General features: G+C 63.9%; 19 protein-coding genes. 14 read left to right on the top strand and 5 right to left on the bottom strand.

Going from position 1 to position 23364, the window contains the following annotated elements; all coding sequences use genetic code 11:
* The first annotated feature begins 45 nt into the window (after positions 1-45).
* Both ABDB81_RS15970 and ABDB81_RS15965 read left to right on the top strand, forming a co-directional pair.
* Entirely contained in the window at positions 46-1452 is a 1407-nt protein-coding gene (locus ABDB81_RS15970) for a selenium-binding protein SBP56-related protein (RefSeq protein WP_346812058.1), read from the top strand.
* A 74-nt stretch (positions 1453-1526) separates the two neighbouring features.
* On the top strand, positions 1527-2129 hold the full coding sequence (locus tag ABDB81_RS15965; RefSeq protein WP_237380716.1) for a hypothetical protein: 603 nt from the start codon (positions 1527-1529) through the stop codon (positions 2127-2129).
* 14 nt (positions 2130-2143) lie between these two features.
* Here ABDB81_RS15965 and ABDB81_RS15960 read toward each other — a convergent pair whose 3' ends face one another.
* Positions 2144-3079, bottom strand: a complete 936-nt coding sequence (locus tag ABDB81_RS15960) for a LysR family transcriptional regulator (protein WP_137925641.1) — start codon at positions 3077-3079, stop codon at positions 2144-2146.
* A 113-nt stretch (positions 3080-3192) separates the two neighbouring features.
* Between ABDB81_RS15960 and ABDB81_RS15955 the strand changes: the two genes are divergently transcribed.
* The 5 genes from ABDB81_RS15955 to ABDB81_RS15935 all read left to right on the top strand — a co-directional run bounded on the left by ABDB81_RS15955 (position 3193) and on the right by ABDB81_RS15935 (position 8728).
* Entirely contained in the window at positions 3193-4155 is a 963-nt protein-coding gene (locus ABDB81_RS15955; protein ID WP_346812056.1) for a tripartite tricarboxylate transporter substrate binding protein, read from the top strand.
* Positions 4156-4187: 32 nt separating this feature from the next.
* Positions 4188-5606 (top strand): 3-isopropylmalate dehydratase large subunit, encoded by a 1419-nt coding sequence (gene leuC / locus ABDB81_RS15950; RefSeq protein WP_346812054.1) that lies wholly within the window; start codon positions 4188-4190, stop codon positions 5604-5606.
* A complete protein-coding gene (leuD, locus tag ABDB81_RS15945) occupies positions 5599-6243 on the top strand; it encodes a 3-isopropylmalate dehydratase small subunit (protein WP_346812052.1) in 645 nt (214 codons plus the stop codon). The genes leuC and leuD overlap by 8 nt, the downstream gene beginning before the upstream one ends.
* 178 nt (positions 6244-6421) lie before the next feature.
* Positions 6422-7690, top strand: coding sequence for a serine hydrolase domain-containing protein (locus ABDB81_RS15940; protein WP_346812050.1), 1269 nt, complete (start codon positions 6422-6424; stop codon positions 7688-7690).
* A gap of 27 nt (positions 7691-7717) precedes the next feature.
* Positions 7718-8728, top strand: a complete 1011-nt coding sequence (locus ABDB81_RS15935) for a tripartite tricarboxylate transporter substrate binding protein (protein ID WP_160473404.1) — start codon at positions 7718-7720, stop codon at positions 8726-8728.
* A gap of 4 nt (positions 8729-8732) precedes the next feature.
* On the opposite strand, the gene ABDB81_RS15930 is transcribed toward ABDB81_RS15935, so the two are convergent.
* Together ABDB81_RS15930 and ABDB81_RS15925 are read right to left on the bottom strand one after the other, a co-directional pair.
* On the bottom strand, positions 8733-9632 hold the full coding sequence (locus ABDB81_RS15930; RefSeq protein WP_137925646.1) for a LysR family transcriptional regulator: 900 nt from the start codon (positions 9630-9632) through the stop codon (positions 8733-8735).
* Between the two features lie 725 nt (positions 9633-10357).
* A complete protein-coding gene (locus tag ABDB81_RS15925) occupies positions 10358-11698 on the bottom strand; it encodes an LLM class flavin-dependent oxidoreductase (protein ID WP_346812048.1) in 1341 nt (446 codons plus the stop codon).
* A 269-nt stretch (positions 11699-11967) separates the two neighbouring features.
* Here ABDB81_RS15925 and ABDB81_RS15920 point away from each other — a divergent pair, with 269 nt between their 5' ends.
* The 5 genes from ABDB81_RS15920 to ABDB81_RS15900 are packed head-to-tail and all read left to right on the top strand — an operon-like array spanning position 11968 to position 17418.
* Positions 11968-13584 carry an ABC transporter substrate-binding protein gene (locus ABDB81_RS15920; protein WP_346812046.1) on the top strand — a complete coding sequence of 539 codons (1617 nt, stop codon included), beginning with the start codon at positions 11968-11970 and terminating at the stop codon, positions 13582-13584.
* Positions 13585-13588: 4 nt separating this feature from the next.
* Positions 13589-14587 carry an ABC transporter permease gene (locus tag ABDB81_RS15915; protein WP_346812044.1) on the top strand — a complete coding sequence of 333 codons (999 nt, stop codon included), beginning with the start codon at positions 13589-13591 and terminating at the stop codon, positions 14585-14587.
* Complete coding sequence (locus tag ABDB81_RS15910) at positions 14584-15462, top strand: ABC transporter permease (RefSeq protein WP_160473398.1); 879 nt, start codon at positions 14584-14586, stop codon at positions 15460-15462. The genes ABDB81_RS15915 and ABDB81_RS15910 overlap by 4 nt, the downstream gene beginning before the upstream one ends.
* Positions 15463-15466: 4 nt before the next feature.
* Positions 15467-16474 (top strand): ABC transporter ATP-binding protein, encoded by a 1008-nt coding sequence (locus tag ABDB81_RS15905; RefSeq protein WP_346812042.1) that lies wholly within the window; start codon positions 15467-15469, stop codon positions 16472-16474.
* Positions 16471-17418: an oligopeptide/dipeptide ABC transporter ATP-binding protein gene (locus tag ABDB81_RS15900; protein WP_346812041.1), complete on the top strand. Its 948-nt coding sequence runs from the start codon at positions 16471-16473 to the stop codon at positions 17416-17418. The genes ABDB81_RS15905 and ABDB81_RS15900 overlap by 4 nt, the downstream gene beginning before the upstream one ends.
* A gap of 458 nt (positions 17419-17876) precedes the next feature.
* Here the strand turns inward: ABDB81_RS15900 and ABDB81_RS15895 are convergent, their stop codons facing one another.
* On the bottom strand, positions 17877-19208 hold the full coding sequence (locus tag ABDB81_RS15895; RefSeq protein WP_346812039.1) for a hypothetical protein: 1332 nt from the start codon (positions 19206-19208) through the stop codon (positions 17877-17879).
* A 268-nt stretch (positions 19209-19476) separates the two neighbouring features.
* Here ABDB81_RS15895 and ABDB81_RS15890 point away from each other — a divergent pair, with 268 nt between their 5' ends.
* Complete coding sequence (locus tag ABDB81_RS15890) at positions 19477-20160, top strand: response regulator transcription factor (RefSeq protein WP_346812037.1); 684 nt, start codon at positions 19477-19479, stop codon at positions 20158-20160.
* On the top strand, positions 20153-22111 hold the full coding sequence (locus tag ABDB81_RS15885) for an ATP-binding protein (RefSeq protein WP_346812035.1): 1959 nt from the start codon (positions 20153-20155) through the stop codon (positions 22109-22111). The genes ABDB81_RS15890 and ABDB81_RS15885 overlap by 8 nt, the downstream gene beginning before the upstream one ends.
* On the opposite strand, the gene ABDB81_RS15880 is transcribed toward ABDB81_RS15885, so the two are convergent.
* Positions 22074-23288, bottom strand: a complete 1215-nt coding sequence (locus ABDB81_RS15880) for an MFS transporter (protein ID WP_346812034.1) — start codon at positions 23286-23288, stop codon at positions 22074-22076. The genes ABDB81_RS15885 and ABDB81_RS15880 overlap by 38 nt on opposite strands.
* Positions 23289-23364: the final 76 nt, after the last annotated feature.

Raw genomic sequence — 23364 nt, 5'->3', positions numbered from 1 at the left:
TGAGTCCATACCCACGACGCGGTACAGGTATCGAGGAGACCTCATATGACGCTGCGACCCGACCCGACGTTTCACGCATCGCCAGAACTCGCGATGCGCGCACCGCCGGAAGAATATGCTTATACGGTGCTGCTCTCCCCCGATGGCTCGCAACCCGACGCGCTGGCCGTTGTCGATGTCAAACCCGGCTCGCCGCAATACGGCACCGTGGTACATACGGTGCCGATGACGCACAAGGGCGACGAGCTGCATCACTTCGGATGGAACGCCTGTTCGTCTGCGCTTTCGCCGCTGACAGGTCATGCGTTTCTGGAGCGGCGCTTCCTGATCATTCCGGGCATGCGCTCGTCACGCCTGTATATCGTCGATACCAAGCCGCATCCCACGCAGGCCAGGATCCATCGCGTGATCGAACCCGACGAGGTATTCCAGAAGACCGGTTACTCGCGTCCCCACACCATCCATTGCGGCCCGGAGGGGATCTACGTCAGTTGCCTCGGTGGCGGTGGCGCCGACGGTACGGAAGGCGAGCCCGGCATCTTCATCATGGACTGCCAGACGTTCGACGTACTGGGCCGCTGGGAGATCGACCGCGGTCCGCAGGACAAGCACTACGACTTCTGGTGGAACCTGCCGCGCGACTACATGGTGTCGAGCGAATGGGCGCTGCCGCCGCAGTTCGAGAACGGTATCGTGCCCGAGGATCTGCTGGCCAACCGCTACGGCCACCGGCTGCATTTCTGGGATCTGCGCGGCCGGCGCAATGTGCAGACGCTCGACCTCGGACCACAGCATCAGATGGCGCTGGAAGTGCGGCCTGCGCACGATCCGATTCGCGAATACGGCTTTGTCGGTGTTGTGGTGGACACCACGAATCTCGAAGGATCGATCTGGACGTGGTGGCGCGAAGACGGCCAGTTCTTCGCCGAGAAAACCGTGACCATCTCGCCGGAACCTGCTGACAAGGACGATCTCCCGCCCCTGCTGCAAGGCTTTGGCGCGGTGCCGCCGCTCGTGACCGATATCGATCTCTCGCTCGACGATCGCTTTCTCTACGTGTCGTGCTGGGGCACCGGCGAAATGCGTCAATACGATGTCACCGATCCGCACAGCCCCAAGCTCGTGGGCTCCGTGCATCTCGGCGGTATCGTCCGGCGCACGCCGCATCCCAATGGCAAGCCGTTCGCAGGCGGCCCGCAGATGGTGGAGATCAGCCGCGATGGCAAGCGCGTCTACTGGACCAATTCGCTGTATTCCACATGGGATGACCAGTTCTATCCCGATGGCGTTCCCGGTGCGCAGGTCATGGCGAACGTCGGCCCCCATGGCGGACTCACGCTGCAGAAGGACTATTGGGTGGAATTCGCGGATGGCTACCGCGCCCACCAGATCCGGCTCGAAGGCGGCGACTGCTCGACCGATTCCTTCTGCTATCCGTCGATCCGGTCTTGAGTGACGCGTGGCAGTACGCGGGCCTGTGGGCGGCCGTGGTGTTCAGCGGCCTGTACCACGGACTGAATCCAGCGATGGGGTGGCCGCTGGCTGTGTCCAATGGATTGATGGCGCGCACGAGTGGACCATCGTCTCATGCCACATCGCGCGCCATGGCCGGTGCCATGGGCTACCTCGGTGCGGGCCATCTGCTCGCGGTGCTCGCGATGACGCTGCCGTTCGGCATGCTCGCGTCGCTGCTTGCATGGCAACGGCCCTTGCAGATTGTGGCGAGCCTGCTGCCCGTGGCCTTCGGCATCGTGCTGTTGCTGCGTCGCCGCCATGCACGCGTGCTGGCGCGTATCCGTCCCACGCAATTCGCGCTCTGGTCGTTCGCGATTGCCATTGCACACGGTGCGGGGTTGATGCTGATCCCGATCTATCTCGGGCTGTGCGATGCAAATGCGGATGCCGGGCATCAGGCCATGGCCGCACTGTCCACGCGCAATCTGGCGATGGCTGCGTGCGTTGCGTTGATCCATACCCTCGCGATGATGGCAGCCGGGGGGTCCATGGCATGGCTGACGTATCGGCATGTGGGCCTTCAACTCGTGGGACGTAGCTGGTTCAATCTCGATACCGTATGGGCCGCGAGCCTGATTCTCGTGGGCATGGTGTCGCTGTTGCTGCTGACCTGATCACGTAGCGCGCACTACCAGCGTCCGCTGCCACTCGTCTTGCCCGCACGCGTTTCCGCACGATGCGCGGCAAACCGTTCGAGCAGGAAGTCCACCAGCACACGCACCTTGTCAGAGCGATTGTTTCGCGCGCTGTAGACCAGATAGATATCGGCAGGTGCAAGTTGCCATTGCGGCAGCACCCGCACCAACGCGCCGCTGCGCAGATGTCCGGCCACGTCCCACTCCGATCGCACGATCACGCCCTGCCCTTCGAGCGCCCATGCCAGTGCCGACGCGCCATCGTTCGTACTCATCGTGCCGCGCACCTTGACGCTCTCCTGCTGCGTACCGCTGCGCAGATGCCACGTACCAAACGTCTCGTCGGCCTCGCGAATGAAGATGCAGTCGAAGCGCGAGAGGTCGCGCGGGCTGGCGGGCAACCCTGCGCGGGCGATGTATGACGGTGCGGCGCACAGCATGCGCGCATTGTTCGCCAGCAGCCGCGCCGTGAGTCGCACATCGGGTGGCTCACCAAAGTGCACGACCGCATCGAGGCCCAGTTCCGTGAGATTCATGGGGCGCTCGCTCAGATGCAACTGGATTTCGATCTTCGGATACAGCCGCGCGAAATCCAGCAATGCCGGGGCGATGTACTGGCGCCCGAAGCCCAGCGTTGCGCCGATCTTCAGCAACCCATGCGGCGTGGTGCTGCTGCCTGCCACGGTTCGCTCCAGCGACTCCAGTTCGGCAAGGATGCGCCCACCCTCCACCAGGTAGCCCTCGCCCTCCGGCGTCAGGCTGATGCGGCGCGTGGTCCGGTGCAACAACCGCACTCCGAGCCGCGCTTCCAGCGCCTGCAGTCGCTTGCTCACCGCAGACGGCGTGACGCCCAGTTCCTGCGCTGCCGATGCCAGGCTGCCGTGGCGATTGATGCACAGAAAAAAGGCGATATCCGAGAAGCTGTCCATGGCGCGTCAATTGCTGAATCGCAGGAACTAAAGAAGTGATTGTGCCTAAATTATGTTCCACAAGGCAAATGATAGGATGCCTCGCATAACGATTCCTACAGACGGAGACCCCCATGAAACTCGCCAGCATCCTTGCGTTTGCAGCCTGCACCGCCGTGATCGGCACCGCTTCGGCCCAGTCATATCCTCAGAGGCCGGTCCGCCTGATCGTGCCCTACGCCCCCGGCGGCAGCGCCGATATCGCGGCCCGGCTGGTTTCGGATGCGTGGTCGAAGAGCCTGGGCGGCACCATCGTGGTCGAGAACCGCGCCGGCGCAGGCGGCAACATCGGGGTCGACGCAGTGGCGAAGTCGCCGGCCGACGGCTATACCATCGGCCTCCAGACCGTGTCGCTGGCGATCAATCCGGGCTTGTTCCCGCGCATGCCGTATGACACGCTGAAGGATCTCGCGCCCATCGGCATGGTCGCAAGCTCGCAGCACGTGCTGGTCATCAACAACAAGGTGCCGGCCAAGAACCTGCAGGAACTGGTGGCGCTGGCCAAGGCGAAACCTGACAAGCTGACTTACGGCTCCGCAGGCAACGGCAGCACCTTCCATATGTCAGCCGAACTGTTCAAGTCCGTAGCCAATGTCTCGATCGTCCACGTACCGTATCGTGGCGGCGGCCCTGCGTTGGTCGATACCATTGCCGGACAGGTCGACATGAGCTTTCCCGTGGTGTCCGCCGCGCAGCAGCACGTACAGGGCGGCAAGCTGACCGCGCTTGCCGTGACTGGCAGCAAGCGCTCGCCGTCGATGCCCAACGTGCCGACCGCCGCCGAAGCCGGATTGCCTGATTACCAGTTCGAAACATGGTTCATGGTGTTCGCGCCCACCGGTACGCCCAAGGCCGTGATCGACAAGCTCAACGCCACGCTGAATGCCACGCTCGCGTCGCAGCCCGTCAAGGAACGCATGGTCAAGGAAGGCTTCGAGCCCACGCCCACCACGCCGGAAGCGGCCCGCCAGCGGCTGGAGAAGGAAATGCCGATGTGGGCCAAACTGATCAAGCAACGCGGTATCGTTGCCGAGTAAGTCCAGACATAACACGCTAACCAGGTAGCAACATGCCTCCCCGCACCCTTTATCACAAGCTCGTCGACTCGCACACGGTGTCGCGCATCGATGACGACAACGTTCTGCTGTACTGCGACCTGCACCTGATGAACGAGTACACCAGTCCGCAGGCATTCGCCGGGCTGCACGAGCAAGGGCGCGAAGTGCTGATGCCGGGACAGAACGTCTCGGTGGTCAGCCACATCATCCCCACGCATCCCACAAAGATTCGCGTGATTGCGGACACCGCTTCGGCACTGCAGGCCACCAACCTGCGCGCGAACTGCGAGCGCCACGGCATTCCGCTGTTCGATACCAACGACACGCTGCAAGGCATCGAGCACGTCATCGCACCCGAGCACGGCATGATCCGTCCGGGCATGGTGGTGATCTGCGGTGACAGCCATACCACCACCTATGGCGCACTTGGCGCGCTCGGCTTTGGTATCGGCACATCGGAAGTGGAGCACGTACTCGCCACGCAGACACTGGTCTATCGCATGGCAAAGACCATGCGTATCCGCGTGGATGGCAAGCTGCCGGTGGGCACCACGGCCAAGGACCTGATCCTCAAGATCATCGGCAAGATCGGCGCACAAGGCGCGCGCGGCTACGTGGTGGAGTATTGCGGTAGTGCGATCCAGGATCTCAGCGTCGAAGCGCGCTTCACGCTCTGCAACATGACCGTAGAAGCTGCCGCACGCGGCGCGCTGATCGCACCCGATGACGTGGCACTGGATTACGTGCTGCGCCGCGCGTCCGATATCGACGACACGCAGCGCACCGATGCCATCGCGTACTGGAACACCCTGCACAGCGATGCGGATGCGGCTTTCGATATGGAGTTCGCTTTCGATGCCGCCGATATCGAACCCTATGTCACATGGGGGACGAGCCCGGATCAGGTGCTGCCGGTATCGGGGCACATCCCGTTTCCCGAAGACCAGATGGATGACGCCGACCAGCGCTCCGTCGAGCGTGCGCTGTCCTATACCCATCTTTCACCGGGCGCGGCACTTGAGGGCACGGCAATCCAGCACGTCTTTATCGGGTCCTGCACCAATGGCCGGATCGAAGACCTGCGCGCGGTGGCCGACGTGGTGCGGGGCCGCAAGGTAGCCGATGGCGTACGCGCGATGGTCGTGCCCGGCTCCGGCGCCGTAAAGGCACAGGCCGAACGCGAAGGGCTTGCCGACATCCTGACCTCGGCGGGCTTCGAATGGCGCCAGCCGGGCTGCTCGATGTGCCTGGCGATGAACGACGATGTACTGGCCGATGGCGTGCGCTGCGCCTCCACCACGAACCGGAATTTCGAAGGGCGGCAGGGACGTGGTGCCATCACGCACCTGATGAGCCCGGCGATGGCGGCTGCCGCTGCCGTCACCGGCATGATCACCGACGTTCGCAAACTGGAGCTGCAACATGTCTGAGCACACCCATATCATCGGCAAGGGCGCCGCGATCCGTTTCGAGAACCTCGACACCGACCAGATCATGCCGAAGCAGTTCCTGCGCGGCATCGACAAGGCCGGACTCGACAAGGGCGTGCTCTTCGATCAGCGTTTCGATACCCACGGCAACCTGCGCCCCGAGTTCGTACTGAACCGCCCGGAATACGCCGACACGCGCATCCTCGTCGGCGGCGCCAACTTCGGTTGCGGCTCCAGCCGCGAGCATGCGGTGTGGGGACTCCAGCAGTTCGGCATCCGCGCCGTGATCGCCCCGAGCTTCGGCGAGATCTTCTATTCCAACGCGATGAACAATCGTCTGCTGCTGGTGATGCTGCCGCGCGACGTGATCGAAGCGCTGATGGATGCCGTGGACGCCGACAGCCACAATGCCATCGCCTTCGATCTGCAAACCATGCAGGTCACCACCCCGATCGGCACCTTCCCGTTCGAGCTTTCCGCGCGTCATCGCAGCATGTTCCTGCAAGGGCTCGACATGATCGGCTTGTCGCTGCGCCAGCGCGCGGACATCGAACGTTTTGCCCAGCAGTACTGGCAGGCGTATCCGTGGACGAAGAATGTGGCGCAGCGCACGCGGGAGCGGTTGGGCACGACGTAAGCCCCACTCTGCTGCAGGGCCGTCGCATCTGTGACGGCCCGTCGTCCTTCCGGTCTCACTTTCCGCTCCGTTATCGCTGAATTCCATTCCGGAATATCAGATACGCACGCGCTGCTCCACTATGTGCCCATGCGCCTGCCGCCCTGGCAGACGTCGCGGACAAGAACGTGGAGAGGTCATGACAGTACGGGGTATGGAGTGCGATGACGGCATCATGCAGGGCTTTCCCCCGCCCCTCGACAAACAGGTGGCGCGCGGCGGCGGAATGCGTCCGCCGTTCATGCGGTGGGCACTGAGCCACACGCGCGAGGTAGCGCCGACCGTTGGGATCCGCCATGCCGCGCAGCCGATGCCGTTGCCGGTTGCCAGTGACGATGCTGGCGAGCACCTCGACGATATCCCGCTGACAGTGGGCGGCGCGTCCATGCAACTCGACCAGTACCTGAAGGCCACGCACACCGATGGCTTTCTGGTCGCGCATTGCGGTCATATCGTCTATGAACGCTACTGCGGCGGCTTTCACGCGCACCAGCCGCATATCTGGGCATCGATGACCAAGTCGGTGACGGGCCTGCTTGCCGCGATGCTCGTCAGCGAAGGCCGCCTCGATCCGCAGGCGCCGCTGCATCGATACGTGCCCGAACTCGCGGGCAATCCGTTCGGCGATGCCACCGTGCAGCGCAATCTCGACATGGAAGTGGCCGTGGGCTATCCGGCGGCGCTGCCCCCGGATCTCGGGCTGTTCGCTGCGGTCGGCATCCTGCCGCGCAAGGACGATGCGCCCGACAACATTTACGACTTCCTGAAGGTGGCACACGCAACCGGCACGCACGACGACGCACCCGTCTGGTACTACCAGAACGGCTCCGCCGAAGCCGTTGCCTGGGCGCTGCGCCGCATCACGGGTCAGCGCTGGTCCCAACTCGTCACGGATCGCCTGTGGTCGAGATTCGCCGATGACGATGCCTATACGAGCGTGGATCGGCTCGGCACCGAGATGGCCAGCGGCGGCCTGAACTCCACGCTGCGCGACGCCGCACGCTTTGCCGAAGCGGTGCGCCGTGCGATGCAGGGCGATGTATCGGGACCCGTTTCCCCTGACGTCGCCCGCATCCTGTTCCAGCCCGCCGACAACCACGCCCGATTCGCACGCGGCAATCTGGTGTCCGGCCGCGACGGCTACGGCTATCGCCACTACTGGTTCCAGTGCAACGATGGCGACGGCAGCGTCGAGGCCAGCGGGCGGTTCGGCCAGCGCCTCTACATCAACCCGACGCAATCCCTCGTCGCGGTCAAGTTCTCGTCGAGTCCCGACGACGCGGCGCGCCCCACGCATGCCGCGGAAATTCAACGCCGCGACGATCCGGCCCGCGTGCTGGAAACGTCCGCGGCATTGACGGCGGCAGTCACGGCCATCCATGAATCGGTCATTCGCCACAGGTCTTGAGCCGACCGCCAGGAAAACAAGGAGACGATGTTGGGCAACAGTTTCACCAAGCACGATGCAGCACAGGGCCGGCGCAAGTTCCTGATGCAGGCCGGCGGCGCCGTCGCCATGGCGCTCGCAGGTTCCGCATACGCCGAGAAATGGCCCAGCCGGCCGATCCGTTTCGTCACGGCGTCGGGCGCAGGCGACCCCGTGGATCTGCAATTGCGCGAGTATCAGAAATCGCTCTCGCCTGCGCTGGGCAATGTGCCGATGATCGTCGACAACAAGCCCGGTGCCGCCGGTCAGATCGCGGCACAATCCGTGCTGCTCTCGGCGCCAGACGGCTATGATCTGCTGCTGGCCAATGCCAATTTCACGATCACGCAGAGCTATTTCCGCAAGCTGCCCTATCGGCCCATGCAGGACTTCGTGCCCGTTGCCATGACAGGCGCTGCCCCGATTGGCCTGGCGATACCGGCCTCGAATCCGAGCCGCACATTGCGCGAGTGGGCAGCGTGGGCGCGCCGCCAGAACGGTACGCTGAACTATGCGTCACTCGGCAACGGCACGGTGCCGCATCTCTACGGCTTCCAGCTCACCAACGACCTCGGCTTCGAGGCCACGCATATCCCCTACAAGGGCGCAGGCGCGGCATTGATGGATATCCTGCGCGGCCAGATCTCATACATGATGCTGGACATCGTGAACCTGCGCCCGCTGCTCGCCAAGCAACAGGTGAGGATTCTCGCGGTCACCGGCACCGAGCGTTCCGCGCATCTGCCCGACGTACCGACGTTCAAGGAGCAGGGCTTTGCGGGTTACGAGCGCACGGGCTGGACGGGATTGATGGTGCGTCGTGGCACGCCGCAGGACATCGTCCTGACGCTGAACCGTACAATGGACAAGACGAGTGCGACGGAGGAATGGCGCCGCAAGCGCGCCGAGGTGTGGTCGAGCTGGAAACCGATGGCACCCGACGAGATTGCGCGGCAGATGCAGTCGGAGGCCGCCGCATGGGGCAACCTCGTCCAGCGCGTGGGAATCTACGGAGACTGAGGGTCTACGACTGATGGCGGCTCGATTGCTTGACCAGTATCTCGATCAGGCGATCCGCCAGCGGCGAATGGTAACTGCCAGCGCGCCGCAGGATACCCACGCTGCGCGGCCAGCGAATGTTGGGCACATCAAGCGCACGCAGCCCGCGCGTGGCTTGCGTCAGCGTGCGGCGGCCCACCACGGTCAGCAAGTCGGTCTTGCGAATCACCGCCATCAACCCTTCCGCCGACGAATTGGCTTCCAGCGCCACGTTCGGCGGGGGCAGCCCGGCTTCGGTGAAGCATGCATCCACCAGCTTGCGTGCAATGACATTGGCATTGGGCAACAACCACGGGTAGCCGCCAAGATCCGCCAGGCGCAACGATCGCTTGTTGTGCAGCGGATGATGTTCGCGCCCGACGACCACCAGGTCGTTGTCGAATAGCGGCGTCTGCTCGATGTCCGCATCCGGCTTGCGCGACAACGTGGCGATGCAGAGATCGATCTCTCCGCGATGCAACGCCGCCAACAGCGGATCATGCAAGCCGATGGTGATCTGCACGCGTGCGGCCGGGCGCTGCCTGATCAGTTCGGCAAACGCATCCGAGAACACCGACCCCGTCAGCGATGAAGGCACACCTACCCGCACCACGCCCAACTTGCCGAGATGCAAGTCGTGCGCTTCACGTATGGCGTCGTGCAGCGAACTGCGCACGGCCAGAATGCGTTCGAGAAAGACTTCGCCCGAGGTAGTCAGGTCCATGCCGCGCGAAGACCGCACAAATAGCTGGATGCCCAGTTCCTGCTCCAGCCGCTGAATCCCCTTGGTCAACGCGGGCTGGCTTTGGCCCATGTCCTCGGCAGCGCGCGCGATCTGGCCCGCCTGCGCCACCGCCGCAAAATAGTTCAAATCTTCCAGCCGCATGCTATTCCGTACTGTTATCGGAGATCCGGTTCCGATAATGACGGCGTAGTCACGACAACGTCAAGAATTGCGCGCTAGTGAATACCCTTGCAGGCCTCGGTGTGTACTCCCCTCTCCCGCCCAGTGGGAGAGGGGCTGGGGGGAGAGGGCCGGAGGTTCTGCTTGCCGACTGATCGCAATTTGAACTGCTTGCCCTCTCCCCCGCCCCTCTCCCGCACTGCGGGAGAGGGGAGAAAACCAACAGTGTTCGAGATGCCCGTGGTTAACTCCCCTCTCCCGCGCAGTGGCAGAGGGGCTGGGGGAGAGGGCCGGAGGTTCTGCTTGCCGACTGATCGCAATTTGAACTGCTTGCCCTCTCCCCCGCCCCTCTCCCGCACTGCGGGAGAGGGGAGAAAACCAACAGTGTTCGAGATGCCCGTGGTTAACTCCCCTCTCCCGCGCAGTGGCAGAGGGGCTGGGGGAGAGGGCCGGAGGTTCTGCTTGCCGACTGATCGCAATTTGAACTGCTTGCCCTCTCCCCCGCCCCTCTCCCGCACTGCGGGAGAGGGGAGAAAACCAACAGTGTTCGAGATGCCCGTGGTTAACTCCCCTCTCCCGCGCAGTGGCAGAGGGGCTGGGGGAGAGGGCCGGAGGTTCTGCTTGCCGACTGATCGCAATTTGAACTGCTGGCCCTCACCCCCGCCCCTCTCCCGCACTGCGGGAGAGGGGCGCAAACCATGGGCACCTTACGCTGCGGCCTGCTGTCGCACTCTTCCTGCCGGTCTCACCAGCCCCATATGCTCGCGCAGCGTATGTCCCGTGTACTCGGTGCGGAACAGGCCGCGCCGTTGCAGGATCGGCACCACGCCATAGACGAAGTCGTGCAGCCCATCGGGCAACGCATCGGGCATCAGGTTGAAGCCATCTGCCGCACCGTTGCGGAACCAGTGTTCGATATCGTCGGCGATCTGCTCCGGTGTGCCGACGATGACGCGATGCCCGCCGCCGCCCGCCAGTTCACGAATCAGCGTGCGCACTGTGGCGTTCTGACGCCGCGCGAAAGCCACGGTGGCCGCGAAGAACGTGTGATTGCCATTCGCAGGCAGCACCAGATCGTCGGGCAATGGGGCGTCGAGTGACAGACGATCCACGGGGATACCAAGCGTGCCGGCCAGTCGATTCAGGCTGTAGTCCCATGGAATCAGGTCTACGAGTGCGTCGCGGCGCTGACGGGCCTGCGCTTCGGTTGCACCGACGATGGTCGTCAGTCCGGGCAGGATCTTGACGGCATCGCGTCCGCGACCCAGTGCCTCGGCACGCTGATTGATATCGCGCCGATAAGCCGCCGATTCCTCGACAGTCTGCGCCGCAGAGAACACCGCTTCGGCATGGCGCGCGGCGAGGTCGCGCCCATCGGACGACCCGCCAGCCTGGAACAGCACCGGATGGCCTTGCGGGGTACGCGGCAAGTTCAGCGGGCCCTGCACATCGAAGAACTCGCCGTGATGCGCAATGGGCTGCAGCTTGTCGGTATGCACAAAGCGTCCCGCCGCACGATCGCCGACAAAGGCATCGTCCTCCCAGCTATCCCAGAGCGACTTGACGATATGCGTGAACTCGTCCGCGCGCGCATATCGCCTCGCGTGCTCGGCGGGTCCGGTCTGGCCGAAGTTGCGCGCGGAACCCGCATCGGCCGTGGTCACCACGTTCCATCCGGCGCGACCGCCGCTGACGTGGTCGAGCGTGGCGAACCGGCGCGCGATGTTGTAAGGCTCGTTGTAGCTGGTGGATGCGGTGGCCACGAGGCCGATATGCGTCGTAGCCGCTGCCACGCAAGCGAGCAGCACCGTAGGCTCCAGCGCCGTGATCGGCCGGAAGTTGATCTGATCGGCAATCGACGCGTTATCCGCCAGAAAGATCGCATCGAACTTGCCAGCTTCGGCTACCTGCGCCAGACGCACGTAGTGCTGCGCATCGACAAACGCGCGCGGATCGCTGCCGGTCAGGCGCCACGCCGACGGGACAAAGCCCGAATGCAGCGCGTTGAGATTCAGATGAAGCTGGCGGGGTGGCGCGGAGATAGACATAGCGAGGGTGGGACATAGGGGAGCGTCACAGCATAGGCACCGCCATGCCGCATGGGAACGAACGAAACCCGATATCGATATGCCGCATATCGAAACGCCACTTTGTTCGTTCCGTTCCCACCGGGCATGGCGTACGGTTTTCAGGTCACACTTACCACACGAAACGCGATAGCAAAGAGGAAATCCTTCGTTCACGCCGTAGCGGACAGTTTCTACACTCAGTGCCTGCGCTTTGCTGACCCCTCCGAGAAACTTCTGCCCCGCTTGCCATGAACCGTCGCGATTTCCTTGCTGCTTCCTCGCTCCTTTCCCTCGGCGTACCGTTCTCTGCTGACGTACTCGCGAACGCCGCCGCTGCACAGGGTGCGCCCATACGTGGCGGCGTGCTCAACGTGGCGGTGTCACCTGAACCCACGCTGCTGACATCGGCATTCATCACGACGATGAACATCGGCCAGGTGTCGAGCAAGGTGCTCGAAGGGCTCGTGGCCTACGACCTGAATCTGCGGCCCGTGCCCGCATTGGCGACCTCTTGGACTACGTCGGCGGATGGCCTGACCACCACCTTCCAGCTTCGCAAGAATGTGAAATGGCATGACGGCAAGGACTTCACTGCCGCCGACGTCAAGTACACACTGCTCGAAGTCTGGAAGACACTGCATCCGTTTGGCCGTGCGGCATTCGCCAACGTCACGGCCGTCGATACACCCGACCCGCATACGGTGATCATCCGCCTGTCGTCGCCCGCACCGTACCTGCTCAACTACATCAACACGTATGGCGCGCAGATCCTGCCGCGCCACCTGTACGAGGGCAAGGATGTGTTGAGCAACCCGCTGAACAATGCGCCCATCGGCACGGGTCCGTTCGTGTTCAAGGAATGGGTCAAGGGCAGCCATGTGCGGCTGGAACGCAACCCGAACTACTGGCAGAAGGACCAGCCCTATCTCGATGGCGTGGTCTTCCGCTTTATTCCCGATGCCGCCGCGCGCACCGTGGCGCTGGAGGCCGGCGAGATCGACGTGGCGCTCGGTTCCAGCATTCCGCTGTCGAACCTCGGACGCTTCCAGGACAAGCAGCGTTACCGCATCAATACCGACGATGGCCGCTATCTCGCCACGATCTTCCTGACGCAGTTCAACGTGCGCAAGCCGTACTTCGCGGATCGGCGCGTGCGTCAGGCACTGGCCTATGCCATCGACCGCAACGCACTGCTCAAGGTTGTGTTCCTCGGCTATGGCAAACCCGCCACGGGCCCGGTGCCATCGTCGGTGGTCAACTACTACTCGCCCGATACGCAGCAGTATCCGTACGACATCAAGAAGGCGGCGGCGCTGCTCGATCAGGCTGGCTTCAAGCCGGGCAAGGATGGCAAGCGCCTGCGCATCACGCTCGACTACGATGGCGGCGGCGGCGTGACCGCGAGCCGGCCCGCCGAGTTCATCAAGCAATCGCTGGCGCGCGTGGGTGTGGAGGTGGAATTGCGTGCGGGTGATACCGCCACCTATCTGCGTCGTGTCTTCACCGATCAGGACTATGACCTGATGATCTCCAGCCTGCACCGCCTGCCCGATCCCACGCTGGGTGTGCAGCGTCTGTTCTGGACGAAGAACATCATCAAGGGTGCGCCGTGGACCAATGGTTCGGGCTATTCGAATCCGGAACTGGACCGCATCATGGAAGCCGCTGGCCGCGAAGCCAACGAGAGCAAACGCAAGGCACTGATCACGCAGTGGCAGAAGATCGTGCAGGACGATGTGCCGGTGCTCGATCTCGTGGAGCAGACCTGGGTCACCGTGTCCACCGCACGCTTCCGCAAGGCCACTGCGCAGGGCGACGGACTGTTCGCGTCGTACGCCGATGCGTGGCTGACACCGAAGGCTTGACGCTATGCGCCACCCCGCCCTCGCTTTCCTGCGCCAGCGGTTGTTGCAGGTGATCCCCGTGGTACTCGGTATCGCACTGATGAACTTCGTCATCCTGCAACTGGCGCCCGGCGATGTCGTCGATGTACTGGCCGGCGAGGCTGGTGCGGCCAGTCCGGAGACCATGGCACAACTGCGCGCCAGCTTCGGACTCGATCAGCCGGTCTGGCTGCAACTGGTGCGCTATCTCGGTCAGCTTGCCACGCTCGATCTCGGCTTCTCGTATCGCCAGAACATGCCGGTGCTCGATCTCATCCTGAGCCGGCTTCCCGCCACGCTGCTGCTGATGGCACTGGCGATGGGCATCGCGCTCGCGCTGGGCGTGGCACTTGGCGTGCTCTCCGCCGTGCGTGTGCATCGCTGGCCGGATCGACTCGTCTCGCTCGTCACGCTGGTAGCGTATGCCGTCCCCACGTTCTGGCTCGGACTGATGGCAATCGTGCTGCTTTCCGCGCGGCTCGGCTGGCTGCCGTCGGGAGGCATGGTGGATATCAGCGCGGGCCATACGGGATTGGCCTGGGCGGCCGATGTGGCGCGTCACGCGGTGCTGCCCGCCTGCACGCTCGCCACGTTCTACCTCGCCGTGTACACCCGGCTGGTGCGCACCGCCATGCTCGAACTCGATGGCGCGGATTTCATTCGTACGGCGCGCGCCAAGGGCGCGGGCGAAGTGCGTGTGACCGTGGTGCATGCGCTACGCAATGCGCTATTGCCGCTTGTCACCATGGCGGGCTATCAACTTGCATCGCTACTCAGCGGCGCGGTACTTGTCGAATCCGTGTTCAGTTGGCCGGGGCTGGGTCGCCTCGCTTTTGAATCGGTACTCGCGCGTGACTTCAATCTGTTGCTCGGCATCCTGCTGCTGAGTTCGGTGATGGTGACCGTCGTGAATATCTTCGTGGACCTGCTGTATGCGGCCATCGATCCGCGCGTCTCGGTGACTGTGAAGGGCGCCACGACATGAGCACGCTGATCTCTCGCCTGCCCGTTGCAACGACACCGCTCGCGTGGTGGCGCTTCGCCCGTGCATATCCTTCGGCAACGCTGGGGCTTGTCCTGATGCTGGCGGTGGTACTGGTAGCGCTCGTCGGCCCGCTGATTTTCCCCGGCGATCCGTGGGACATGGCTGGGCCGCCGATGCTGTGGCCGGGCGATGATCCCGGCTATCCGCTCGGCACCGATTTCATGGGCCGCGATCTCGCGACAGGTCTCGCGGCGGGCGCGCGCGTGTCGTTGCTGATCGGTCTCGTCAGCACTGCACTGGCTGCCACGCTGGGCATTACCGTGGGTGCCATCGGCGGTTACTTCGGTGGACGCGTCGATGCAGCGCTGATGCGTGTCACCGAAGTCTTCCAGACCGTACCGAAGTTCGTACTGGCCGTGGTGCTGGTTGCCATCTTCAAGCCATCGGTCACGACCGTTGTCGTGGCGATTGGCGTGGTGTCATGGCCCGCCACGGCAAGACTCGTACGCGCGGAGTTTCTCTCGCTACGTTCGCGCGAGTTCGTGCTGGCTGCGCGCACGGTCGGCATGAGCGACGCGCGCCTCATCCTCACGCAGATCCTGCCGAACGCCTTGCCGCCGGTGATCGCCATGGCGACGCTGACCGTGGCTACCGCGATCCAGACCGAGGCGTCGTTGGCCTTCCTCGGCCTGGGCGATCCCAACGTCATGAGCTGGGGCACCATCATCGGCGGTGGCCGCGAACAGGTGGCCGATGCGTGGTACATCTGCGGCCTGCCAGGTCTTGCCATCGTGGTCACGGTGCTCGCCTTCAACCTGATTGGCGACGGCATCAACGACGCCCTGAATCCGCATCTGCGCCAGCGACGGCACTGACAACATGGCACTACTCGATATTCGCGCGTTGCGCACCGGCTTCACGACGGCCACCGGTCACGTTACGGCACTGCACGATGTGTCGCTCTCCATCGATCGCGGCGAAACGCTGGCACTCGTTGGCGAAAGCGGATCGGGAAAATCCGTCACCGCATGTTCGATCCTGCGCTTGCTGCCGCGCCGTGTGGCGCGCGTGACTGGCGGACAGATCCTGTTCAACGGCGCCGATCTGCTTGCGCTCGACGACCGCGCGATGCAGGGCATACGCGGCAATCGCATCGCCATGATCTTTCAGGAGCCGATGTCCGCGCTCAATCCGGTGATGCGCATCGGGGACCAGATCATCGAGGCCGTGCGCCTGCATCGCCGCGTGACGCACGCCGAAGCGCACGCGCGTGCGCTGGCGTTGCTCGAACAGGTGCGCATGCCGTCGCCGCGTGAACGCGCCAATGATTTTCCGCATCAGCTATCGGGCGGCATGCGGCAACGCGCCATGATTGCGATTGCGCTGGCCTGCGAACCGGACCTGCTGATCGCCGATGAACCCACCACGGCGCTCGATGTCACCACGCAGGCGCAGATCCTGGCATTGCTCAAGCGGCTTCAGGCAGAGACTGGCATGGCGATGTTGCTGATCACGCACGATCTTGGCGTGGTCGCGGAGACCGCCGACCGTGCAGCGGTCATGTATGCGGGGCGCGTCGTCGAGCAAGGGCCAGTCGAGGCATTGCTCACACGTCCCGCGCATCCCTACACAGCGGGCTTGCTCGCCTCGCTCGCCATCGAAACATTGCCACCGGGCAGTCGACTTCCAGAGATTCCCGGCACTGTGCCGCCACTTTCGGCCATGCCGGCCGGCTGCGCCTTCGCGCTGCGCTGCACTCACGCAGTGGCGCGTTGCAGGACCGAGGTGCCCGTGCTGGAACCCGATGGCTCAGGCGAGGTGGCCTGCCACGCGCGGCTGCGCGTCCCTTCGCCAACCGTGATCGAGATCGAGGAGGTAGCGGCATGACCGAACCGCTGCTGGCACTTCGCCATGTCTCGCGCCACTACCGCACCCAAGGCGGCACGGTACGCGCACTCGATGATGTGTCGCTCAACGTGGCGCACGGGCAGACGCTCGGCCTCGTTGGCGAGAGCGGTTGCGGCAAGTCGACGGTTGCGCGCGTGGCGATGCGACTCACCGATGTCGATGCAGGCGAGATACGTCTTGATGGCGAAGACATCACCACACGACAGGGCCGCGCGCTCGACGATATCCGTCCGCGCGTGCAGATGGTGTTTCAGGACCCGGCTGCATCATTGAATCCGCGCGCGACCATCGGCAAGACGCTGGAAGCGCCGCTGATTGTTCATCGACGTGGCAATGCTGCGGCACGCCGTGAACGCGTAGCCGCCATGCTCGACAAAGTCGGATTGCACCGCGACATGGCGCACCGGCTGCCTCACGAACTCTCTGGAGGCCAGCGCCAACGTGTTGCCATCGCGCGTGCGCTGATGCTCGACCCCGAACTGATCGTCTGCGACGAAGCCGTGTCCGCACTCGATGTCTCCGTGCGCGCACAGGTGCTGAACCTGCTGCTCGACCTGCGCGAGACACTCGGCATCGCCTACCTGTTCATCTCGCACGATCTGGCGGTGGTGCGGCATATGTCCGATCACATCGCCGTGATGTATCTCGGCCAGGTCGTCGAACAAGGCCCGCGCGATGCAGTGTGGCATTCGCCGCGCCATCCGTACACACGCGCGCTGATGGCGTCTGCGCCTTCGGCCCGCCCCGGTGCGCGTCGACTGCAACAGGCGTCCATCGCGGGCGAACTGCCCAGCCCACTCTCACCGCCGTCAGGCTGCCGCTTTCATACGCGATGCCCGCACGCCACCGCGCAGTGCCGTGAATCGGCACCGGTCTTCACCGAGCGCGGTGTTGATCATTGGGTGGCGTGTCATCTGGCTTGATCGCTGAGTCGCTGGCCGGTGTTGCTCCCCTCTCCCGCGAGCGGGGGAGGGGAGAAAACCAACAGTGTTCGAGATGCTCGTGGTTGGCTCCCCTCTCCCGCGCAGTGGGAGAGGGGTTGGGGGAGAGGGCCGGAGATTCTGCTTGCTGAACATGTCGCAAATTGCACGGCTTACCCTCTCCCCCGCCCCTCTCCCGCGAGCGGGAGAGGGGAGAAAACCAACAGTGTTCGAGATGCTCGTGGTTGGCTCCCCTCTCCCGCGCAGTGGGAGAGGGGTTGGGGGAGAGGGCCGGAGATTCTGCTTGCTGAACATGTCGCAAATTGCACGGCTTACCCTCTCCCCCGCCCCTCTCCCGCGAGCGGGAGAGGGGAGAAAACCAACAGTGTTCGAGATGCTCGTGGTTGGCTCCCCTCTCCCATGCAGTGGGAGAGGGGAGAAAACCATCGGTCAAGGAAAAATCAGCCCTTGCGGCACATGCCCTGCGCGATATACGTCCATTGCACCGGATCGGATGCCTTGGCATTGACCTCGGCATAGTAGGCCATGGTCTGCGCGTCGATGGGCATGAACACCTGCGTGCGAAGGCCGCTTGCGACTTCCTGCGAGATCCAGTTCACTGACAGGACACCGGGTACGGCAGCCGGGAGCATCATGCCAATCAGATTATTGGCCGCATTCAGCGTCACCGCCGCCGACAGATTCGTGCGTGCACTGACGATCAGACCCGCATCGTCGATCGTCAGTGTTTCCTCCTGCACCGATCCATCCAGCGCAACGCGCAGGCCGATGCCGGTGGGCGCGTCATACGATACGCCGGGTTGCCGGCAGACCCACTGGCCTGCCACCTGATTCATCGTGAGGGTCTGCGCCTGCCGGAAGACACCCGATCCCGCGATGCGATTGCCGCCGGTGTCCATCTGGTTGTGATCGAAGTACAGCGTCGTCACGCCGTTCTCGCGCCGCGCAAACACACGGCCCCACACCTTGCCGCCCAACGTCAGCGTGTAGGCACCGGGATAACTGGTCTGGTCGGCCAGCACAAGCGTGCCGGTCAGGCCCATGCCGCAGGCATCGCTGTAGGCGCTCGTCTGGCACATCCGCACGGCCCCGTCCGCGCCGACGCGCATCTGGCCGCCGTAACCATACTGGACCTGAAGGTTGCCGGAACTGGTGTAGTACGTGGACTGGGCGCGCACGAAGGTGTACGTGGCAGCCAGATCCGTGGCACTGACCGGCGCGGTCACACTGCTGGCCGTTACCTGGCCGGTGAGCTTGCCATTGCCAAGCTGTTTCGGCAGCCCCGCGATTTCACCGGTCAGCGTGGTGCCCGATACCGTGAACGTTGCCGTGACCGAACTGAGTAACGCAGTGACAAAAGCAGGCGGCGGCTCGGCATCGTCCGCCTTGAGGCCGCTAACGGTGTAGACATCGCCGCTCCTTGCGTAGTTGCCGATCACCGCACCGGCCAGACCGAAAGCGGAATCGGAGAAGCGGATACGGACCTGACCCGCAGCGGGCGCGTCGAGCGTCACGGCGATGGTGTCGCCGAAGCTGATCACGCCCAGGTATGTCACGGCCTGCGGCGTGGTGGGTGTCTCCGGTGTCCCTGGTGACTGCGGCGTATCCGGTGTGGAAGGAGACGAAGGCGGGGTGCCACCTCCGCTCCCGTTCCCCGCGCTGCTTCCCGCACCGTCGCCATCCCCACCGCACGCAGCCAACGCCACGCTGACCGTCACGGCCCCTGCGATCCGCCACACCCGCCACCTCGACAACCCGCTGCCGTGCTTCATTTGCGACCCCTTCCCCGTCCCGTTGAGTTCTTGACTCCCAACACCAGGAGCCTGTTGTTTTGGTGCATGCCCCCATGGGCTGTCTTTGCATACAGTCCCATGCGTGCAACAATTTGGCTGGATCATAGCCCTGGCGTTTCGGGCTGTATGTCCCCTGATCGTGCGACGGGCGTGCATTTCTCATGCCCCCACTTCGGAGGGGGTATAGCGGTAGCACGAGCCGCTGCTTGTCGTGCGTCGATTCGCTCGCTCCGCACCTACACCCGCCGTGTCCACTGCCCCCTCCCTGCCAATCCGCGTTGCACTGATCGAAGACGATTCCCGTTTTACGGCCGCTTTTCTCGACGCACTGGAAAGCGCGCCCGACATGTGCAGCGCAGGCACGGCGGCAACGTTGGACGATGGGCTCGCGCTGCTGCGGCAATTGCCTGCCGCAGACATTCTTGTCGTGGACCTCGGACTGCCCGATGGATCGGGCATCGATGCCATTCGCGCCGTACGCACCGCGTGGCCGGCATGCAATGTCATGGTGGCAACCGTCTTTGGCGACGAGAGCCACGTCATGCGGTCCATTGCGGCGGGCGCCACCGGCTACCTGCTCAAGGACAGCTCCGCCGCGCATATCGTCAGCGAGTTGCGCTCGCTCCATGACGGCGGCAGTCCGATCAGTCCGCTGATCGCACGGCAGGTGCTGACGCGATTGCAGGCGCCCGCGGCCGACGCGCCGCAGACACCCACGGGCCCCAAACCCACCGAACTGTCGCCAAGGGAATACGAAGTGCTGGGCGATATCACGCGTGGCTTCTCGCACGATGAAATCGCGCAGCGCATGGGGGTATCGCGGCACACCTTGCTCACGTATGTCCGCCGCATCTACGTCAAGCTCGACGTGCATTCCAAGGTAGAAGCCATCAACGTGGCGCGCCAGCACGGATGGCTGCGCGATGTGTGAGCGTGCCTTGCCGCTGGCCTGGGGACGGTGGATCGTCGCCATGGTGCTGTGCCTCGCCGGCTTGTTGCACAACGCCGCCGCCGAATCCTTGCCGTGGCATGTGATCACCGGACAGGTGCTTGTCACGCCGGAAGGCACGCTCGACAGGCTCTCGCCGCAGCTTGCCCTTCCCGTTGTACGCGAAGGTTGGGAAGCCACGTCACTGCCCCTGGTGATACCGCGACACGTTGCGCCGGACGACGTCAGCGCAGGCCAGATCGAAACCGTCTGGCTGAAGCTCGACCTGCCGGCCGCGAGCGCATCCGCGCGCATCAACGAACCGCTCTACCTCTACGCGCCCCGCTGGCAGACCGTGGGGCGCCTGACCGTCTACGCGGATGGCCAGCAGCTCTGGCAGTCGCGCGGCGGCCCGGTGTGGAACGGCTATAACTATCCGCTGTGGATTGCACTCGGCCATGCGCCGAAGGATCTCGTCATCCGCATCGATGTGGTCGGACAGGTGGGCGCCGCGATGTCGACGGTGCGCATCGGCACGCGCGGCGAACTGTTCTGGCGTTATGCGATACGCAGCTTCCTGCAGACCCAGTTTCCATACTTGTCCAGTGGCGGCCTGCTGGCCGTGGGCATCTTTTCCTTGCTGGTCTGGATCAGGCGTCGCCACGAATCGCGCTACCTGCTGTGCTTTCTGGCCGCGAGCGCCTACTTCCTTCATACGCTGCAATACCTCGTCGGACAGGACCCGCTGCCCATCCCGGAGGAGTGGTTCAGCTGGCTCGCGTTCAACAGCATCGCCTGGCTGATCCTGACCTGCTACATCTTTGTCTTTCGCTACCTCGGGCTGCGCTACCGGCGCTTCGAGGCCGTGTTGTTCTGCACGGTCATCTTCCTCGGCACCAGCACATTGCCGCTGTCGTGGCTCACGCACCTCGTCTTTCTCTATCCGCTGTCGCAACTGCTGCTGGTAGCGCTAAACCTCGTCGTCTCGGTGGCCGCACTGCGCGCAGCGTGGCGCGCCAGATCGCAGGAAGCGCTGGTGTTTTCGATCTGGAACGCGATGAGTACACCCATCGCCTTGCACGACATCCTGCTGCAGAACTATCGCGTCGATATCGAGAGCATCTACCTGCTGGCCTACCTGGGCTGCGTGCAGCTTCTGCTGTTCATGTACCTGATGTACCGGCGCTACGTCAGTGCGCTCGACGAGGTAGCGCAGGCCAACGCCAATCTCTCGCTGCGCCTGGCGCAGCGAGAAGCCGAGTTGCTGGAAAGCCATCGGCAGTTGCGCGAGGTGGAACGTCGTGACACGCTCACGCGCGAACGCCAACGTCTGCTGCAAGACATGCACGACGGCCTCGGGTCATCGCTGATCAGCGCACTGCGTGTGGTCGAGCGCGATCCGGGTGGCACCGCGCGCGCCGATGACATCGCGCAGATCCTGCGCGAATGCATCGACGATCTGAAGCTGACCATCGACTCGCTCGAACCCGTTTCGACCGATCTGTTGCTGCTGCTGGCGACGCTGCGCTATCGGCTGGGACCGCGACTGGAATCGGCCGGTATCTCGCTGGCGTGGGAGGTGGGCGACATTCCCGCACTGCAATGGATCGATGCGCAGAGCGCGCTGCACATCCTCCGCATCTTGCAGGAGGTGTTCACCAACCTGCTCAAGCACAGCCACGCCACCGCCATTCGCGTGCAGACGCGACACGACGCACAGTCAGTGACGGTGCGCGTGCATGACAACGGCACACCGTTCGATCCCGCCCACGTCCCCGCCGCACACCGTGGCCGGGGACTCGCCAGCATGCAGCGCCGGGCGCAGGCACTTCATGCGGAAGTGTCCTGGCAACCCGACGCCACCGGCACATGGTTCACGCTGCAATTGCCCTTGCGATCTCCCGTGATGCCTCCCGTCATGCCACTGCCTGTGCTTCCCGCAGACGCGGCTTGAGCCATGGCGTCAGCACCAGCAGCACAACCGATGCGGCCACAAGCAGCCCATACGGTGCGCGATAGGCGCCAGTCACATCGCGCAGGAAGCCGAACACGAACGGTCCCAACGCGGCAACGAGGTATCCGACGAACAGCATGAACGCGGTCCACTGGCTGGCTTCATGATGCGACGTGGTGTTGTCCAGCGGCAGCGTCATGGCCAACGCGAAGCACACCCCCTGCCCTGCCGCGATGGCGAGCACCGGCATCGCACCCAGCGTGCCCGGCGACAGCCACAGTACCGCCGCGCCACCGATCGACAGGATTGCGGACCATGCCAGCCAGCCCCGACGATCCAGCGACCCGCTTGTCACGATGCCTGCCAGGAAACTGCTGAGCGCGATCATCGCGGCGAACAAGCCCAGGTTGACACCGGAACTCAGCGCGTTGATCTGCAACTCGCGGCTGCTCTCACCCACCCAGGCAAAGCACGCGTAGCAGATGAACTGGCCGACGCCGAAGTACACCGCAATCAGCCATGCACGACCGGATCGCAACGGTGAACGGGCCGGCGCAGCACTCACATGCGATGCATGCGGCTTCGAAGGATACGTGGACGTCAGCCGCTTCCAGCTCACAATCGCCAGCACGCAAACGACAGCCCAGATACCGGCACCCAGCCGCCATCCGCCACCGGCCAATGCAATGGACTCGCTACCCACTGCGGCCAGCGTGGCACCGACACCGAGCCCTGCCGCGTAGATCCCCATGAAAAGCGCCGCCTCGCCCGAGAAATGACTCTTGATCCAGCCGCCGATCAACGGACCTGAAATCGCGACGCCGATGCCGACCAGCAATGTCGCCAGCAACAGGCTGGCAGGCGATCCGGCCAATGCGCGCAGCACGAGCGCCACACCGAGCAACACCAGCGAGAACAACACGACACGATCACTGCCGAAGCGGCGCCCCAGTGCCGGCACGAAGATCGCGAAGACGCCCATGCAAATATCGGGAATGGCGGTCAGCAGCGCGGCTTCTGCATGCTTCATTCCAAATTCCGTCTGAATGGCATGCACGAGCGGGCCGATCGACACGATGCCGGGCCGCAGCGCCAATGCCATGATGAACAGCCCCACGCCCGCGAACAGCTTGAGCGCCCTCGATTCCCGCCTGTCCTGTCCGATTTCCGCTAACACTGGCTTCTCCCGAAAATTGATCCGATGAACGCGTGCGTTCCGTGATCAAATGGTAGGCGCGCCCCACGATGACAAT

It is taken from the genome of Cupriavidus sp. DL-D2 (assembly GCF_039710735.1).
In the GTDB taxonomy this organism is placed as follows: Bacteria; Pseudomonadota; Gammaproteobacteria; order Burkholderiales; family Burkholderiaceae; genus Cupriavidus.
This window is presented reverse-complemented; position numbering and strand designations above follow the sequence as displayed.